16 protein-coding genes are annotated in these 15042 nt (G+C 40.0%); 11 read left to right on the forward strand and 5 right to left on the reverse strand.

Annotation, left to right across the window (positions count from 1 at the left end; all coding sequences use genetic code 11):
* Positions 1-10: 10 nt before the first annotated feature.
* The 3 genes from GGQ60_RS14410 to typA form a co-directional block, all read right to left on the reverse strand.
* A complete protein-coding gene (locus tag GGQ60_RS14410; RefSeq protein WP_262891943.1) occupies positions 11-943 on the reverse strand; it encodes a lysophospholipid acyltransferase family protein in 933 nt (310 codons plus the stop codon).
* A 68-nt stretch (positions 944-1011) separates the two neighbouring features.
* Positions 1012-1938, reverse strand: a complete 927-nt coding sequence (locus tag GGQ60_RS14415; RefSeq protein WP_183765633.1) for a lysophospholipid acyltransferase family protein — start codon at positions 1936-1938, stop codon at positions 1012-1014.
* Positions 1939-2088: 150 nt separating this feature from the next.
* A complete protein-coding gene (gene typA / locus GGQ60_RS14420) occupies positions 2089-3894 on the reverse strand; it encodes a translational GTPase TypA (protein ID WP_183765636.1) in 1806 nt (601 codons plus the stop codon).
* A 203-nt stretch (positions 3895-4097) separates the two neighbouring features.
* Here typA and GGQ60_RS14425 point away from each other — a divergent pair, with 203 nt between their 5' ends.
* Positions 4098-4457, forward strand: coding sequence for a DUF4180 domain-containing protein (locus GGQ60_RS14425; RefSeq protein ID WP_183765639.1), 360 nt, complete (start codon positions 4098-4100; stop codon positions 4455-4457).
* A gap of 132 nt (positions 4458-4589) precedes the next feature.
* Here the strand turns inward: GGQ60_RS14425 and GGQ60_RS14430 are convergent, their stop codons facing one another.
* Positions 4590-5042, reverse strand: a complete 453-nt coding sequence (locus tag GGQ60_RS14430; protein WP_183765642.1) for a VOC family protein — start codon at positions 5040-5042, stop codon at positions 4590-4592.
* 137 nt (positions 5043-5179) lie between these two features.
* Between GGQ60_RS14430 and GGQ60_RS14435 the strand changes: the two genes are divergently transcribed.
* Positions 5180-5866 carry a TIGR02117 family protein gene (locus tag GGQ60_RS14435; protein ID WP_183765645.1) on the forward strand — a complete coding sequence of 229 codons (687 nt, stop codon included), beginning with the start codon at positions 5180-5182 and terminating at the stop codon, positions 5864-5866.
* Between the two features lie 19 nt (positions 5867-5885).
* Here the strand turns inward: GGQ60_RS14435 and GGQ60_RS14440 are convergent, their stop codons facing one another.
* On the reverse strand, positions 5886-6698 hold the full coding sequence (locus GGQ60_RS14440; RefSeq protein WP_183765648.1) for an alpha/beta hydrolase: 813 nt from the start codon (positions 6696-6698) through the stop codon (positions 5886-5888).
* 183 nt (positions 6699-6881) lie between these two features.
* Between GGQ60_RS14440 and GGQ60_RS14445 the strand changes: the two genes are divergently transcribed.
* The 9 genes from GGQ60_RS14445 (at position 6882) to GGQ60_RS14485 (ending at position 14775) form a co-directional block, all read left to right on the forward strand.
* The gene (locus GGQ60_RS14445) at positions 6882-7589 is read left to right on the forward strand and encodes an esterase family protein (RefSeq protein ID WP_183765651.1); all 708 of its coding nucleotides are present in this window, start codon (positions 6882-6884) and stop codon (positions 7587-7589) included.
* Between the two features lie 103 nt (positions 7590-7692).
* Entirely contained in the window at positions 7693-8748 is a 1056-nt protein-coding gene (locus GGQ60_RS14450; protein ID WP_183765654.1) for an ATP-grasp domain-containing protein, read from the forward strand.
* Between the two features lie 29 nt (positions 8749-8777).
* Positions 8778-9878: a carboxylate-amine ligase gene (locus GGQ60_RS14455; protein ID WP_183765657.1), complete on the forward strand. Its 1101-nt coding sequence runs from the start codon at positions 8778-8780 to the stop codon at positions 9876-9878.
* A 7-nt stretch (positions 9879-9885) separates the two neighbouring features.
* On the forward strand, positions 9886-10713 hold the full coding sequence (locus GGQ60_RS14460) for a type 1 glutamine amidotransferase (protein WP_183765659.1): 828 nt from the start codon (positions 9886-9888) through the stop codon (positions 10711-10713).
* 119 nt (positions 10714-10832) lie between these two features.
* Positions 10833-12020 (forward strand): ATP-grasp domain-containing protein, encoded by a 1188-nt coding sequence (locus tag GGQ60_RS14465; RefSeq protein WP_183765661.1) that lies wholly within the window; start codon positions 10833-10835, stop codon positions 12018-12020.
* A 338-nt stretch (positions 12021-12358) separates the two neighbouring features.
* Positions 12359-12517: a FeoB-associated Cys-rich membrane protein gene (locus tag GGQ60_RS14470; protein WP_082018525.1), complete on the forward strand. Its 159-nt coding sequence runs from the start codon at positions 12359-12361 to the stop codon at positions 12515-12517.
* Between the two features lie 12 nt (positions 12518-12529).
* Positions 12530-13117 (forward strand): Crp/Fnr family transcriptional regulator, encoded by a 588-nt coding sequence (locus GGQ60_RS14475; protein ID WP_183765663.1) that lies wholly within the window; start codon positions 12530-12532, stop codon positions 13115-13117.
* A 178-nt stretch (positions 13118-13295) separates the two neighbouring features.
* Positions 13296-13826 (forward strand): YceI family protein, encoded by a 531-nt coding sequence (locus GGQ60_RS14480; protein WP_183765665.1) that lies wholly within the window; start codon positions 13296-13298, stop codon positions 13824-13826.
* Between the two features lie 76 nt (positions 13827-13902).
* The gene (locus tag GGQ60_RS14485) at positions 13903-14775 is read left to right on the forward strand and encodes a pirin family protein (RefSeq protein WP_183765667.1); all 873 of its coding nucleotides are present in this window, start codon (positions 13903-13905) and stop codon (positions 14773-14775) included.
* Positions 14776-15042: the final 267 nt, after the last annotated feature.

Below are 15042 nucleotides of genomic sequence, written 5' to 3' on the forward strand. Positions count from 1 at the left end.
AATATAAATATTATGCCTGTTTTAACCTTTCATTTCCATTAAAAGCAACTCCCGTTTTTGGTTTGTATTTCCATCTTTTATGGCTCCACAACCAATATTCCGGTCGCTCCTTAATCATCTGTTCCAAAAAACGGGTGTGCAGTTCGGTGATTTCAAATTCAGCGGTTTCAGCAGGGTTTAAACATAATGGAACACAATCTACACTATAAAAACCCCGCTTAAGTACATTTATCTTAAAATAAAATATCGGTTGACCGGTACGTTTCGCAATTTTTTCAATACCCAACTGAACCGAACTGGGCTGGTGCAAAAAAGTAGTCCAGTAATGGGATTCATCTTTAGAGGGCGCCTGGTCGTTCCCAAAGCTAAAGATGCTGGGTTTACCTTTGCTGGCCTGTAAAGCACGCATGGTTTGCCGCATGGCAATGAGCTTATTGCCAAACCTGCTTCTTACTTTTTTAAACCAGTTATCGAATATCGGGTTTGATAAGGGTTTATATATAGGATAATGATCTGCAACAAAATTGAGTCCGATGCCCAGGGTGCCCCACTCCCAGTTACCGTAATGGGCCGAACAAATGAGTATGCTTTCACCACGGTTTAAATAAGCCTGAACCTGTTCTTTATTTTTAAAAACAAAACGCTTCTCTATTTCTTTTCTGGAGATGCTGCTCATCTTAACGATTTCGAATATCAGTGATGCCAGGTAGCGGTAGTAACGTTTTTCGATGTGTACAATTTCTTCCAGTGTTTTATCAGGCAGCGCATTCAATAAGTTTTCCCTCACCACTTTCCGCCGGTAGCCAAAAACAAAATAAAGCAATAAATAAGCGCCATCGGCCAAAATGTATAAAACAGATAGCGGAAACAGAGATAATACGCCTAAAAAAAATATTCCTAAATGGGCAATCCCCTTTTTAATCATACGATGAGAAGTTGAAATGCTAAATTAAAAAGCAATTCAAAAAGATATGCCACAAAAATGTTAGGTTTTAATTTCCGATAAACGGTTTATACTGTCGCATCCATCATGCTCTGATCTTCGGATACCGCTTCAACACGCTTTGGCGGTCGCTTGTATTTCCACCTGCGGTGACTCCACAACCAATAAGCAGGCGCGTCTTTGATCATGTCTTCCAAAAAATGGGTATGCAGTTCGGTAATTTCAAACGCAGCGGTTTCAGCCGGATTTAAACAGATGGGCACACAATCTACCTCGTAATATCCCCTTTTTACAGTGTTAATTTTGAGGTAAAAAACCGGGCGATTGGTTTTTTTTGCAATCTTCTCTACTCCGAGCTGAATCGAGGATTCCTGGTTTAAAAAAGTTGTCCAATAGGTCGAATCTTCTTTTGATGGCGCCTGGTCGCTTCCGAATGTAAACAGGGTAGCTTCATTTTTACTGGCTTGTATAGCCCTTAGGGTTTGGCGCATGGATACCATTTGGTTACCAAACCTGCTCCTCATATCCAGAAACCAATTGTCAAAAGCATCGCTGCTCAACGGTTTGTAAATCGGGTAATGTTTGCCTGAAAATGTTAAACCGATGGCCATACAAACCCATTCGTAATTACCAAAGTGTGCTGAACATAAAATTACACTTTCTTTGTTTTGGAGGTAGGCTTCAACAAGATCAGCATTCTTAAATACAACCCTTTTACTAAGTTCTTTTTTAGAGATACGCTTCATTTTGATCACCTCTATAAAAAGCGATGCCAGAAACTGGTAGAATTTTTTCTCGATCGACTTGATTTCAGTTATACTTTTTTCAGGAAAGGCATTAAGCAGGTTTTCTTTAACCACTTTTCTGCGATAGCCGAAAACATAAAAAATCAGCACATAAAAAGCATCTGCCAATCGGTATAAAATGAATAGCGGTAAAAGAGAGAGTAAATTCAGTAAAACTATACCCGCCTTGGATAACCCTTTATTAATCACTAAATTATAATGTTTGGTATAATGGGCAAAGGTACAGTTGAATCAACGATCAATTGCCACAAAATTGTTTTTTTATTAAAACACTTATCGCTTAAACGCAAAAAAGCTCCGATTTATATCGGAGCTTGATTATTTATTTATGTTAAGGGCTTAAGCGAATTGCTTTCCTTTAACTTTACGTTCCTGCTCTGTTAAGAAGATTTTACGTAAACGCATACTTACCGGTGTAACCTCGATATACTCATCGGCCTGGATGTACTCCATCGCCTCTTCTAAAGAGAATTTAATGGCCGGTGCAATACGCACGTTGTCATCGCTTCCTGATGCACGCATGTTGGTTAAAGCTTTACCTTTTACGATGTTGATCACTAAATCATTATCGCGGATGTGCTCTCCCAAAATTTGTCCTTCGTAAATATCAACTCCCGGATCAACGAAGAAACGGCCTCTATCCTGTAATTTATCGATCGAATATGCGGTAGTAGTACCTTTATCCATTGAGATCAACACACCATTTAAACGGCCAGGGATGGTTCCTTTCCAAGGCTCGTAAGCTTTGAAACGGTGTGCCATAATTGCCTCACCGGCTGTAGCGGTTAAAACGTTGTTACGTAAACCGATAATACCACGTGATGGGATCTCGAACTCTAAGTGCTGTAAATCGCCTTTTGGTTCCATAATCAATAACTCACCTTTACGCTGCGTTACCAATTCGATTACTTTACCAGAAACTTCTGCTGGTACATCTACAATTAAAGTTTCAACCGGCTCGTGTTTTTTACCATCGATTTCTTTAACGATAACCTGTGGCTGACCAACCTGCAATTCATAACCTTCACGACGCATGGTTTCAATCAATACAGATAAGTGAAGGATACCACGACCATATACCAACCACGAATCAGCCCCCTGGGTTTCAACAACTTTCAATGCCAGGTTTTTTTCCATCTCTTTAATCAAACGATCTTTGATCCGCTGAGAGGTTACCAGTTTACCTTCTTTACCGAAGAAAGGAGAGTTATTGATGGTAAACAACATGTTCATTGTTGGCTCATCGATACTGATTACCGGTAATTGTTCCGGTGCTTCAAAATCAGCAATAGTATCACCAATTTCAAAACCATCAATACCTACCACAGCACAGATATCGCCAGAGCTTACTTCTGTAGCTTTTACTTTTCCTAAACCTTCGAAAGTATAAAGTTCTTTTACTCTTGATTTTACAATTTTGCCATCGCGTTTAATTAAAGTAACCGGTTGGTTTTCTTTAATTGTACCACGGTGAACACGGCCAATTGCAATACGACCTACGAAAGAAGAATAATCCAACGAGGTAATCTGCATTTGTAAGGTACCTTCGTTCATTGGTGCTGGAGGGATATTCGCCACAACCGCATCCAATAACGGGAAAATATCTGTTGTAGGAACCTTCCAGTCGGTACTCATCCATCCTTGTTTTGATGAGCCATAAATAACAGGAAAATCCAATTGCTCTTCTGTAGCCTCAAGGTTGAAGAATAATTCGAAAATCTGCTCATAAACCTCTTCAGGACGGCAGTTTTCTTTGTCTACTTTGTTTACCACCACAATTGGTTTTAAACCCAGTGCCAAAGCTTTTTGCGTTACAAAACGCGTTTGAGGCATTGCTCCTTCAAAAGCATCACAAAGCAAAAGTACACCATCGGCCATTTTTAAAACACGCTCAACCTCACCACCAAAATCCGCGTGACCAGGAGTATCGATGATATTGATTTTTACATCTTTATATCTCACCGAAACGTTTTTAGATACGATAGTGATACCACGTTCGCGCTCTAAATCGTTGTTATCCAATATCAATTCTCCTGTTTGTTCGTTGTCACGAAAAATAGAACAAGAGTGTAAAATCTTATCAACCAAGGTAGTTTTTCCGTGGTCAACGTGTGCTATAATAGCTATATTTCTAATCTTTTGCATAAAATGCGCCTCAAATTTGGCGCAAAGATAGTGTTTTGAAATGGATTTTCTACTATATGGCCTACTATTTAATGCGATGATAATGTTGCAATTGTCTCTTTTTCAAACATAAACGCAAACAGTTGTTTTCTTTGCAAAAGAAAGACTCCTAAAAAATAGAATTTGTAACTTGCCAGCCATAACCCTTAAGTATGAAGGCTACAATGAAAATAGAGACACACACAGTAAACAATATCAACATTGCCGAAATTATTTCGGAAGAAATGATCATCAATAATGCTGAAGATGGGCTGGACCTCTTGGGAAATCTATATTACCAGGGCTTTGATAAAATCATTATCGACAAGAAAAATATCACACCAGATTTCTTCGACCTGAAAAACGGGATAGCAGGTGAAATACTTCAAAAATTTTCGAATTACCGTGTAAGCCTGGCTATTGTGGGTGATTTTAGCGCATACCAAAGCAAGAGCATTAAAGATTTTATTTACGAAAGCAATAATGGCAAGCATATTAATTTCCTGGCATCAACAGCCGGAGCATTGCAGCGTTTTGCCGGTTAAGCCATTTGCCCGCGAACTTTGCAACATTGAGCTTGCCTGTACTGAGCCTGGCGCAGTATCGAAATACTTTAAGCGGTGTTAGAATACGTCTTCGACAAGCCCAGGATTGACAATTTTATCTAAGATATACATTCAAATACCTGCATTTAACCAGTCCTGATAAGAAATTACCCCTAAATCTGGTTTAGCCTCACCATCTAAAATCGCGATGAATTCGAGTGCATGCCCATCAGGATCGTTAAAATAAATGGCTACTGCAGGCATCCAGGCAAATACCATTGGTGCGGCATCATCGCTTTTTAAGAAATTATAGGGCTTCAGGTGATGTTGTGTTAAAAAACTAACTGATTTATCGAGCACATCAGCTACCTCACACCTGAATGCAAAATGCCTGATATCGATTTCATCTTTTGGCTTTTCCCAAATCCCCAGCATGGCTTCCTGCGGTTTGCCAATCCAGAAAAATGCAATCCTGCGTTCTTCTTCATAATGGCATTGGGTTAAACCCAAAATATTGCTGTAAAAATCTATTGATCTTTCCAGATCCGTTACGTAAATATGTGTTTCAAATAGTCCCTTTATCATATTGTAAAATTAAGGAGAAGTAACAGACTCAAAAAATCATGTTTTTCGATGCCGGTATCAACAAAATCAATATTAGGCGTTTGGGTTACCAAAAACATTCATTTTGTATTAAATTAAAGATAAATAACCAGGATAGCATGAATAAACGGTTTTTAAAATACGCAAGTAAGTTTTGTACTGTTTTTATCCTTTTGATCGGAGTTTATTTCCTCACCGCTTTTTTCGCCTCACGTATAACCGTAAACCCCAACCCTACAAATCCAAAAGAAATTGCGATTTACATTATGACGAATGGTGTACACACGGATATTGTAGTACCTGCAGTTACCGCACAGGTAAACTGGACGAAAGAAATCCGTTATCAAAACACTTTAGCGGCCGATAGTACCTATCGATACCTGGCCATGGGCTGGGGTGATAAAAAATTCTACCTCGAAACACCCGAATTTTCTGACCTGAAACTTAGCAATGGTTTGAGGGCAATTTCCGGATTAAGCGCATCAGCCATGCACACTACTTATTACCAAAATATACAGGAAGATACGCGTTGTAAAAAAATTATGATCAGTAAAGCACAATACCAACAGCTGATCCATTACATCTTAAATAGTTTTAAAAAAAATAAAGAAGGGCATCTGATCAAGGTCAAATCGAACGTTCACTATGATATAGGCGATGCTTTTTATGAAGCTAAGGGCAGTTACAGTATTTTTAAAACCTGCAATACCTGGGCAAATGCCGCACTAAAGGCTTGCGGGCAAAGAAGCTGCCTGTGGACGATATTTGACACCGGTATTTTTTTGAAGTATTCACTTCGCAAATAAAGGTTAAGTTAGGTGAGTCTTATACCTCAAATGCCCAATCCAAAAAAGCCGGCATTACACTTTCCCAGGTGGGTACATCGTGTTTACCGCCAACTTTTTCATAGTAAAAAACATTGGCAGGCCTTTTATATCCTTTATCCAGGAGGATTTTTACAATATCAATCGTATCGTCGATCGAATCGATGATCATGTTTTTATTCCGGTCGGCCTTTTCATCTTCCGTTCCGGTCATTAACCAAAACCTCATATCAGGTTTGGTAGCGGAATTTTCAATTTTCGCGTGCATAATCCGGTCGGCATCAGTATATCCCTCGTTCAAATCTTTTTTCCTCCACCAAAATGCTCCGGAGAAAACACCAACCACATCAAAAACCGAAGGATTGTTCCAGGCAATATCGAAAGCAGACAAACCACCTAAAGAAAAGCCGGCAAAACCTACTTTGCCCGAAACCGGCATCGCGATTTTCTTTTTCACAAAAGGCAGCAATTCTTTGATAACAAAATCGTTGTAAGCCTGCGCTTTGGCACCGCGGCCCTTAAAATCGGGCACGCCGGCAACACCATATTCCATTAACCGGTCTTCTGATGCTTTAATGGCCACAACCACCAATCTGTGGTTTCTTTTACCATGATGCGCATCTTCCAAAATCCGGCTAAAATGCATTTTGGCTACATCCTGGCCATCGTTCAACAGTAAAAGCTCTATTTTTTCGTTTCCTAAAATACCATCGGGTGTGTAAATATCTATTTCTACCTCGTGCTTTAAATAAGCAGAAGGTATTTTAAAGCTACTGGTATTAACTTTTACCGATAAAATTGTGGTGTATATCATAATCAAAATCCCCTATCACATGGCTATCGCCTCAGAATGAGGCTGCAAAGGTACAAATCTCCATAAACTATTAATTACCATAGGTTAATTTTTACGATTACACTTTTAATTTGCTTCATTTTACTGCTCCAACTATTCTTTTTGTAGATTTTAATTTATACCTTAAATCATTCAATTTTTATTATGGTTAAAGAAGAACATAAGAAATGGTACAGCCCTAATTTAAGTGGCGAAATCGACATGCTCATCTTTGGTCACGGTGGTATTCCTATCCTACTGTTCCCCACAAGCATGGGGCGATATTTTGAAAATAAGGATTTCAGGCTGATCGATTCTGTTGAAGGATTCATCAATGAAGGGAAAATCAAAATCTATTGCCCTGATGGCGTTGATAAATTGAGCTGGTACAACAAAAATATCCATCCTGCCGACCGGGTGAAGAACCACATCTGGTACGATAAGTATTTATTGGAAGAAGTTGCGCCTTTGGCAAGGCACGAAACCGGGCACAGCAAAATTATCACTGCAGGCTGCAGTTTTGGAGGTTACCATGCGGCAAACTTTGCTTTCAGGCACCCCTGGCTGGTGAGCCACATGTTCAGTATGAGCGGGGCTTTTGATATTTCAGGGCAACTGGATGGTTTCTACAATGACGATGTTTATTTTAACAATCCTGTTGATTATCTTTTGAATAACAGCAACCCCGAACTGCATTACATGAAAATTGTGCTGGGCACTACCGACCGCGATATGTGCCGGCCTGATAACGAACGATTATCCGGCATCTTAAGGCAGAAAGGAATCGATCATTGGTTGGATATCAGGCAAAATGCCGATCACGACTGGCCGATCTGGAGGGAAATGTTCCCGAATTATATTGCACAACTTTAGTTTGGCCTCCTGGCCGATTTAGGCTACGACGGTCCAAACAATTAACCGATTAAGCAGTTAAACCATTAACCATTTTGGTCAAAAATTAAACTTAATTATACCGATGAAGAAAATAGGGATTTTATTTGGACAGGAACGTTCTTTTCCTGAAGCCGTAATTGAAAGGATCAATCAAAAAGCTGAAAAGGGGATCACTGCCGAAGCTGTTAAAATCGACAAAATATTTCAGAATGCGCCCTTGGGTTATTCGGTAATTATCGACCGTATTTCGCAGGATGTGCCATTTTACCGCGCGTCTTTAAAAAATGCAGCCATCACCGGAACAGCAGTGATCAATAACCCTTTCTGGTGGAGCGCTGATGAGAAATTTTTTAATAATGCACTGGCCGAACAGATTGGTGTGCCGGTACCTAAAACCGCACTCATTCCTTCGAGAGAGCACCCCACCGGAACCACATCAGAATCGTTCTCAAACCTCGAAATGCCGTTAGATTGGGACGCCATTTTTGAATATGTGGGATTTCCGGCCTATATGAAGCCTTATGATGGTGGTGGCTGGAGAGATGTTTATAAACTGCATAACAAAGAAGATTTTTTCGATAAACATAGCGGCACAAAGCAACTGGTGATGCTTTTACAGGAAGAGATCATTTTCGAGGAATATTTCAGGTGTTATTGTATCGGAGGTAAACATGTGCGTATTATGCAGTACGATCCGCGAAATCCGCATCATTTGCGTTACGCAACCGAGGGTAAATCGCCCGATCCTAAATTGCTTAAAAAAGTAGAGGAATACACTTTAAAATTGTGTACATACTTAGGCTACGATTTTAATACGGTAGAATTTGCCGTGCGCAATGGTGTACCTATAGCAATTGATTTCTGCAACCCGGCGCCCGATGCGGATATAAAAAGCGTTGGTCAGGAAAATTTCGACTGGGTAGTAGAAACTACGGCCAATTACGCTATCGAAAGGGCAAAAGCACAAAAAGATGGTCAGGATAACTTAACCTGGGGCGAATACATTAAAGCTTCTGTTGGGAATAAACCTCTAATTGCAAAAGCAACCCCCAAGGCAGCTAAAACCCCAACAGTAAAAAAAGCTACCGCAGCAGAAAAAGCACCGGCAAAGCCTAAAAAAACAGCACCAAAAAAATAACTGCGTTTTAAATTCTAACCGAGATTAATATGAACGAATTTACGCTGGGTGTAGAAGAAGAGTACATGGTAATTGATCCCGTTACCAGAGAGCTTACTTCGCACGACCAAAAAATTGTAGAGGCCGCACAAAAAATACACAAAGACCAGGTTAAAGCAGAAATGCACCAGGCAGTGGTAGAAGTTGGTACCGGAATCTGTAAAAATACTACCGAGGCACGCAATGAGATTTCACAGTTGCGTTATACGGTATCGCAACTGGCCGGAGAGCAGGGTTTAAGAATTGGTGCTGCGGGTACACACCCCTTTTCGCACTGGGAAAAACAGCTCATTACAGAACATCCCCGCTATAACGAAATTGTTAATGAATTGCAGGAGGCTGCCCGCTCCAACCTTATTTTTGGCCTGCATGTGCATGTTGGTTTTCAATCGAGAGAACTGGCTATTCATATTGCCAATCAGGTGAGGTATTTTTTACCGCACGTTTTTGCCTTATCAACCAACTCACCTTTCTGGGAAGGCAGAAATACAGGCTATCGATCATTCAGGACTAAAATTTTTGATAAATTTCCGCGTACCGGTATTCCCGATATTTTTAACAGCATAGAAGATTACGATAATTATGTGAAGCTGCTGATTAAGACCAATTGCATGGACAACGCCAAGAAAATTTGGTGGGATATCCGTGTACATCCGTTTTTCGATACCGTTGAGTTCCGCATTTGCGATTGCCCGATGCTGATCGATGAAAGCATGGCATTTACAGCATTATTTCAGGCTTTATGCGCCAAATTATACAAACTGCGCCTGCAGAATATGGAATTCATCAGTTATTCGAGGGCATTGATCAACGAAAATAAATGGCGTGCTGCCCGCTATGGTATTGACGGGAATCTGATCGATTTCGGTAAGGAAATGGAAGTTAACTGTCGCAACCTCGTGTTGGAACTGCTGGACTTTGTAGATGATGTGGTGGATGATCTGGGGTGCCGTGAGGATATCAATTATGTACATAAAATCCTCGAACATGGCACAGGTGCTGACAGGCAGTTGGCTGTTTACCAGCAAACTGGTAACTTTGAAGCCGTGGTAGATTATATTACCACCCAAACACTTATAGGCGCAAAGTAATTTTACAATGGATAAAAGAAGCTTAAAGGTGGCTGTTATTGACATGAATAACGGTGCACCTAATCAGGGTATGCGGGGAATTCAGGAAATTTTATCCCGTTTTAAAAACGAAAATAATATCGACTTAACTTTTGATATTTTTGATTTAAGGCAAAAAGGCGAAATACCGGGTATAGGTTACGATGCCTATATTTCGAGCGGCGGCCCGGGTAGCCCAATTGAAAGTAAAGGAGAACAATGGGAAAATGATTTTTTTAATCTACTGGATCTGATAGAAGATTTTAACCATAAAAACAACGAAAGAAAAAAATATGCTTTTTTAATCTGCCATTCCTTCCAGTTGGCCTGTAGAAAATATGAATTGGGCAATGTAACCGAAAGACGGTCGAACGCTTTTGGTATTTTCCCGATTACGTTGACTGAAGATGGGGAACAAGACGAAACTTTTAATGGTCTTACCAACCCTTTCTTTTCAGTCGACAGCAGAGATTGGCAAGTCATCGAGCCTGATTTTGCCGCTTTCAGGAAAAAGGGGGCAAAATTACTCGCCATCGAAAAAGAACGCAAACATGTGGATCTGGAACGCTGCATGATGTCGATCCGGTTTTCGGATGAAATTATCGGTACCCAGTTCCACCCGGAGGCTGACCCCGTGGGGATGAAAATGTACCTGCTGCAAGACGAAAGGAAAAAAGCCATAGTAGACATGCACGGCGAAGAAAAATACTTCGATATGCTTAATAGTTTAGACGATCCGGCAAGGATTGTACTTACGCAAAGTATTATTTTACCTAATTTCCTGCGAAAAGCCATCGGGAATCTGCAAGAAGCATAATCTGCTAAACTCGTCGTCCTTTCGACTGGAGCGCAACGGAATGGAGAAATCTATTAACAAGTTTAAAGGATTTCTTCACTACGGTAAAAATGACGCTTAAAAAAATCAAATAAAAACCTATGATACCTGCACAGCGACAAAAATACAACCAGCGGTTTACCGCCGAAAAGTATCAGATCTTTTTAAATGAACTGGGGTTGGGTTATCCGGAAATTCCTTTCAGGGTGGCAGAAACTCCGATTTTTGTTCCACAGGCCTTAAAAGAAAAACTGATTGCTGCAGGCGAAGAGATCATAAAGCTGATTAAACAACCCAATTTTAAAGCCATAACAGATAAGGCCATACCGGTAAACTGGAAAGTACCCAATGAAAACGGACAGCCACATTTTCTGACCTTCGATTTCGGCATCTGTAAAAACGATGCTGGCGAGCTCAGTCCGATGTTAATCGAAATGCAGGGCTTCCCATCCTTATATGGTTTTCAGCATCATTTGGCCAAAACCTTTAAAACATGTTTTGATATAGACGATTCGGTGAATTATTTTTTAAATGGTTTTAACGAAGAAAAATATGTTGAGCTGCTTAAGGAAGTAATTATAGGCAAGCACCAACCCGAAGAAGTGGCGCTAATGGATGTTGATGCACCGAACCAGAAAACAGCAATCGATTTTTTCGTTACACAGAAAATGCTGGGCATTAAAATTCTGGCTTTAGCCGATATTAAAAAAGTTGGCAAACAATTGTTTTATGAAGAAAATGGCAAACCGATCCGGTTAAAAAGGATATACAACCGTTTAATTTTTGACGAAGTTGCCGATAATACCGAAATCTTCAAAAACAGTTTTGATCCACGCGGGGAACTGGATATCGAATGGGTAACACATCCTAACTGGTTTTACCGCATCAGTAAATACACCATGCCTTTTTTAAAGAGTGAATTTGTACCTGAAACGCGCTTTTTAAACGAGATAGAAACGCTTCCGGCTGATTTAGAAAACTACGTGCTTAAACCTTTGTTTTCTTTTGCCGGCATGGGTGTTATGATTGATGTAAGCCCATCAGACATCACTGGCATTCAGGATCCCGAAAACTGGATTTTACAAAGAAAGGTAAATTATGAGCCTGCGGTACTATCGCCCGATGGCGGTGTAAAAGCCGAAATCCGGATGATGTATTTATGGCCTGATGGTGGCGAGCCACAGCTCTGCATAAATCTGGCCCGCTTAAGCCGTGGCAAAATGATCGGCGTACGTTACAATGCCGATTTTGATTGGGTGGGCGGAACGGTGGCTTTTATGGAGGTATAAACTATGCTTTCCTTCGCCACAGAGATCATTAAGGAAAAGCACAGGGGAACAAAGAGATAAATCTTTCCATAATTCTGTGGCAGAAGAAAAAATTCCCGTGGATACGAACCTTATCCGATAACGAATAACACACGCTCTATGCCCTCTGTGCCAAACGCTGTTCCCTCTGTGGTAAAAATTATTAACCGCAGAGAAAAAGCACAGATTACCACAGCGAATTATTATGATTACTCCATCTCCATGCCCTCAGTGTAAAACTCGGTTTTCCTTGTGGTAAAACCGGCAATAATTTACATTCAGTTGAACAGCCAAACACCAAAAGCCCTTATATTTGTGATATGGATATTCAAACGATTTTAGTCTTTTTACTTTTTGCGGTTGCATTGGTATATGTTGGCCGTTTGGTTTTTAAATCATTACAGGTAAAAAAAGATGGTTGTGGGGGCAATTGCAAATGTGGTGTAGATTTTTCTGATATTAAGCCTGCAAAAAAATAAGATTAAACTTTTATGATTCATCAGTTTCAGAAGTACCTGCAAGAAAAAATAGAAATTACTGATGAACAGTTCGAAAGTATTTCGGCTGGATTAAAAGTAAGGAAATTTGAAAAAAACGAAATCCTTCAATATACCGGCGATACCCTTAAGCACGGCTTCTTTGTAGGCAAAGGCTTATTGAGAGCCTATTCAATTGATGCCAAAGGTAAAGAGCACATCTTACAGTTCGCACCCGAAAACTGGCTTATCTCCGACCGCAACAGCATGAATAATGAACCTTCGATATTCTTTATCGATGCTATTGAAGCAACCGAAGCAGTATTGATGCCCAACGATTTCATGGAAGAAGCAGCCAGTAAAGTGCCTTGCTTGCAGCCGATGCAAATCAGGCTGTTAAATAACTCGATCCGTTTTATGCAGAAGCGCATTAACATGCTGCTCAGTGCAACTGCCGAAGAAAGGTACCTCGATTTCATTAAACTATACCCTAATCTTACGCTGCGCGTTCCACAGTGGATGATTGCCTCTTACCTGGGCATTACACCCGAATCGCTAAGCCGCGTAAGAAAGGAGCTGGCCAATAAACACTTTAAGGCTTAATTAATTTGGAATAAGTTAATGATTTGACCAGATTAACTTTCAAACATTCCAATTTTACAACCTTCAATCTCTCAACCACTTCCACATCCTTTCATTACTTAACATACATCAATTTTTCTGAAGAACCTTCGCTGTACTTTTGTGTTGTAAATAATAAACATCTCAAAAAAACAAAAATATGGCAACTACAAAATGGACATTGGATCCAACCCACAGCGAATTACAATTTAAAGTAAAACACTTAATGATTACTACGGTAACCGGTAGTTTAAAATCTTTCTCTGCAGAATTAACATCTGAAGGTGATGAATTCGAAAATGCAGAGATTTCTTTCAAAGGTGATATTGGCTCTATTGATACCGGAAATACCGACCGTGATAACCACTTAAAAAGCGGCGATTTCTTTGATGCTGAAAAATTTGCACACATTGAATTTAAATCAAAATCAGTAGAAAAAGATGGCAGCGATTATATCGTTAAAGGCGATTTAACCATTAAAGGTGAAACTAAACCAGTAAAATTAACAGCTGAATTTGGTGGTATTGCTACTGATCCATGGGGAAATACCAAAGCAGGCTTTACTTTAAGCGGAAAAATCAACCGTTCTGATTTTGGCTTAACCTGGAATGCCGCTTTAGAAACCGGTGGCGTAATGGTAAGTGAAGAAGTTCGCATTTTGGGCGAATTGCAGTTTGTAAAACAAGCATAATTTAGCATAGAGCAAAGTGCATGGGGCTATTTAAGCTCCCTGCGCTATGCGCCATGCCTTAAAAATTTAGAAGGTAATGGACAACACAAAACAAATCAACAATATACTTAAAGCTCCTGCGCCGCACATGGTTGGCGATGGCTTTAGGGTACATAATTTTTTCCCAGGCGGATATGAAATTGATATGAGCCCTTTTTTCCTGATGGATTATGGCTCAAAGATCGAATTTTCTGCCAGGAAAGAACCAAGGGGCGTTGGTGTTCACCCACACCGGGGCTTTGAAACGGTAACTATTGCCTATCATGGTGCAGTTGCCCATCACGATAGCTCGGGCAATAGCGGTGTAATATATCCGGGCGATGTACAATGGATGACTGCCGCAAGTGGTGTATTACATAAAGAATACCATGAAACCAACTACAGCTTAACCGGAGGTCCTTTTCAAATGGTTCAGCTTTGGGTTAATCTACCTGCTAAGAATAAGATGGGCAAACCGGGTTATCAGGCCATTAAACAGGCTGATATGGCTCATGTTGATCTTCCTGAAAATGGAGGTAAAATTGAAATTATAGCAGGGCATTATGAGGGTATAAAAGGCAATGCAAATACCTTTAGTCCAATAGAACTCTATAATGCCCGGTTAAATAAAGGTGGCAAAGCTACTTTTAACTTTCCGGAGAATTTTAATACCGGATTGATGGTAATTGAAGGTTCGATTAAGGTAAACGGATCAGAAACGGCAGTAGCAGATAATTTTATCCATTTCAAAAACAAAGGTAAAGAGATTAAAGTTGAAGCCCTGGAAAACAGCGTGGTTTTAGTTCTGAGTGGAGAACCAATAGATGAACCAATTGCTCAGTACGGTCCATTTTTAATGAATACTGAAGCCGAAATCCACCAGGCGATTGAAGATTACAACCAAGGCAGATTTGGTTATTTAGAGGAGTAAGAGGTTTATTAAATTATATTTGAGCCGGCACTTTTTTGTAAAATTTGCCGGCTTTTTTGTGCCTTTTATAAAGTAAGAATCCAATCTCATTGGAGCAGCTACATTCGATAAAGACGATATGCTAACCAAAAGCTCCGGAAATTCATTTTTCCGGCTGATAAACAGATCAGTAAAAATAGTATCTTAGAAGAACTAACGATCTACCGCCTCAGCCGTTTCATTTTAAGTCATTCATCCAATCTTCATATTCGTTAGTGATTTTTGATC

It is taken from the genome of Pedobacter zeae (assembly GCF_014196715.1).
GTDB classification, from domain to species: Bacteria; Bacteroidota; Bacteroidia; order Sphingobacteriales; family Sphingobacteriaceae; genus Pedobacter; species Pedobacter zeae.

Coding starts and splice junctions, on each gene's coding strand:
- typA (WP_183765636.1), bottom strand. CDS start 3,894: ATGCAAAAGATTAGAAATATAGCTATTATAGCACACGTTGACCACGGA.
- GGQ60_RS14425 (WP_183765639.1), top strand. CDS start 4,098: ATGAAAATAGAGACACACACAGTAAACAATATCAACATTGCCGAAATT.
- GGQ60_RS14430 (WP_183765642.1), bottom strand. CDS start 5,042: ATGATAAAGGGACTATTTGAAACACATATTTACGTAACGGATCTGGAA.
- GGQ60_RS14435 (WP_183765645.1), top strand. CDS start 5,180: ATGAATAAACGGTTTTTAAAATACGCAAGTAAGTTTTGTACTGTTTTT.
- GGQ60_RS14440 (WP_183765648.1), bottom strand. CDS start 6,698: ATGATATACACCACAATTTTATCGGTAAAAGTTAATACCAGTAGCTTT.
- GGQ60_RS14445 (WP_183765651.1), top strand. CDS start 6,882: ATGGTTAAAGAAGAACATAAGAAATGGTACAGCCCTAATTTAAGTGGC.
- GGQ60_RS14450 (WP_183765654.1), top strand. CDS start 7,693: ATGAAGAAAATAGGGATTTTATTTGGACAGGAACGTTCTTTTCCTGAA.
- GGQ60_RS14455 (WP_183765657.1), top strand. CDS start 8,778: ATGAACGAATTTACGCTGGGTGTAGAAGAAGAGTACATGGTAATTGAT.
- GGQ60_RS14460 (WP_183765659.1), top strand. CDS start 9,886: ATGGATAAAAGAAGCTTAAAGGTGGCTGTTATTGACATGAATAACGGT.
- GGQ60_RS14465 (WP_183765661.1), top strand. CDS start 10,833: ATGATACCTGCACAGCGACAAAAATACAACCAGCGGTTTACCGCCGAA.
- GGQ60_RS14470 (WP_082018525.1), top strand. CDS start 12,359: ATGGATATTCAAACGATTTTAGTCTTTTTACTTTTTGCGGTTGCATTG.
- GGQ60_RS14475 (WP_183765663.1), top strand. CDS start 12,530: ATGATTCATCAGTTTCAGAAGTACCTGCAAGAAAAAATAGAAATTACT.
- GGQ60_RS14480 (WP_183765665.1), top strand. CDS start 13,296: ATGGCAACTACAAAATGGACATTGGATCCAACCCACAGCGAATTACAA.
- GGQ60_RS14485 (WP_183765667.1), top strand. CDS start 13,903: ATGGACAACACAAAACAAATCAACAATATACTTAAAGCTCCTGCGCCG.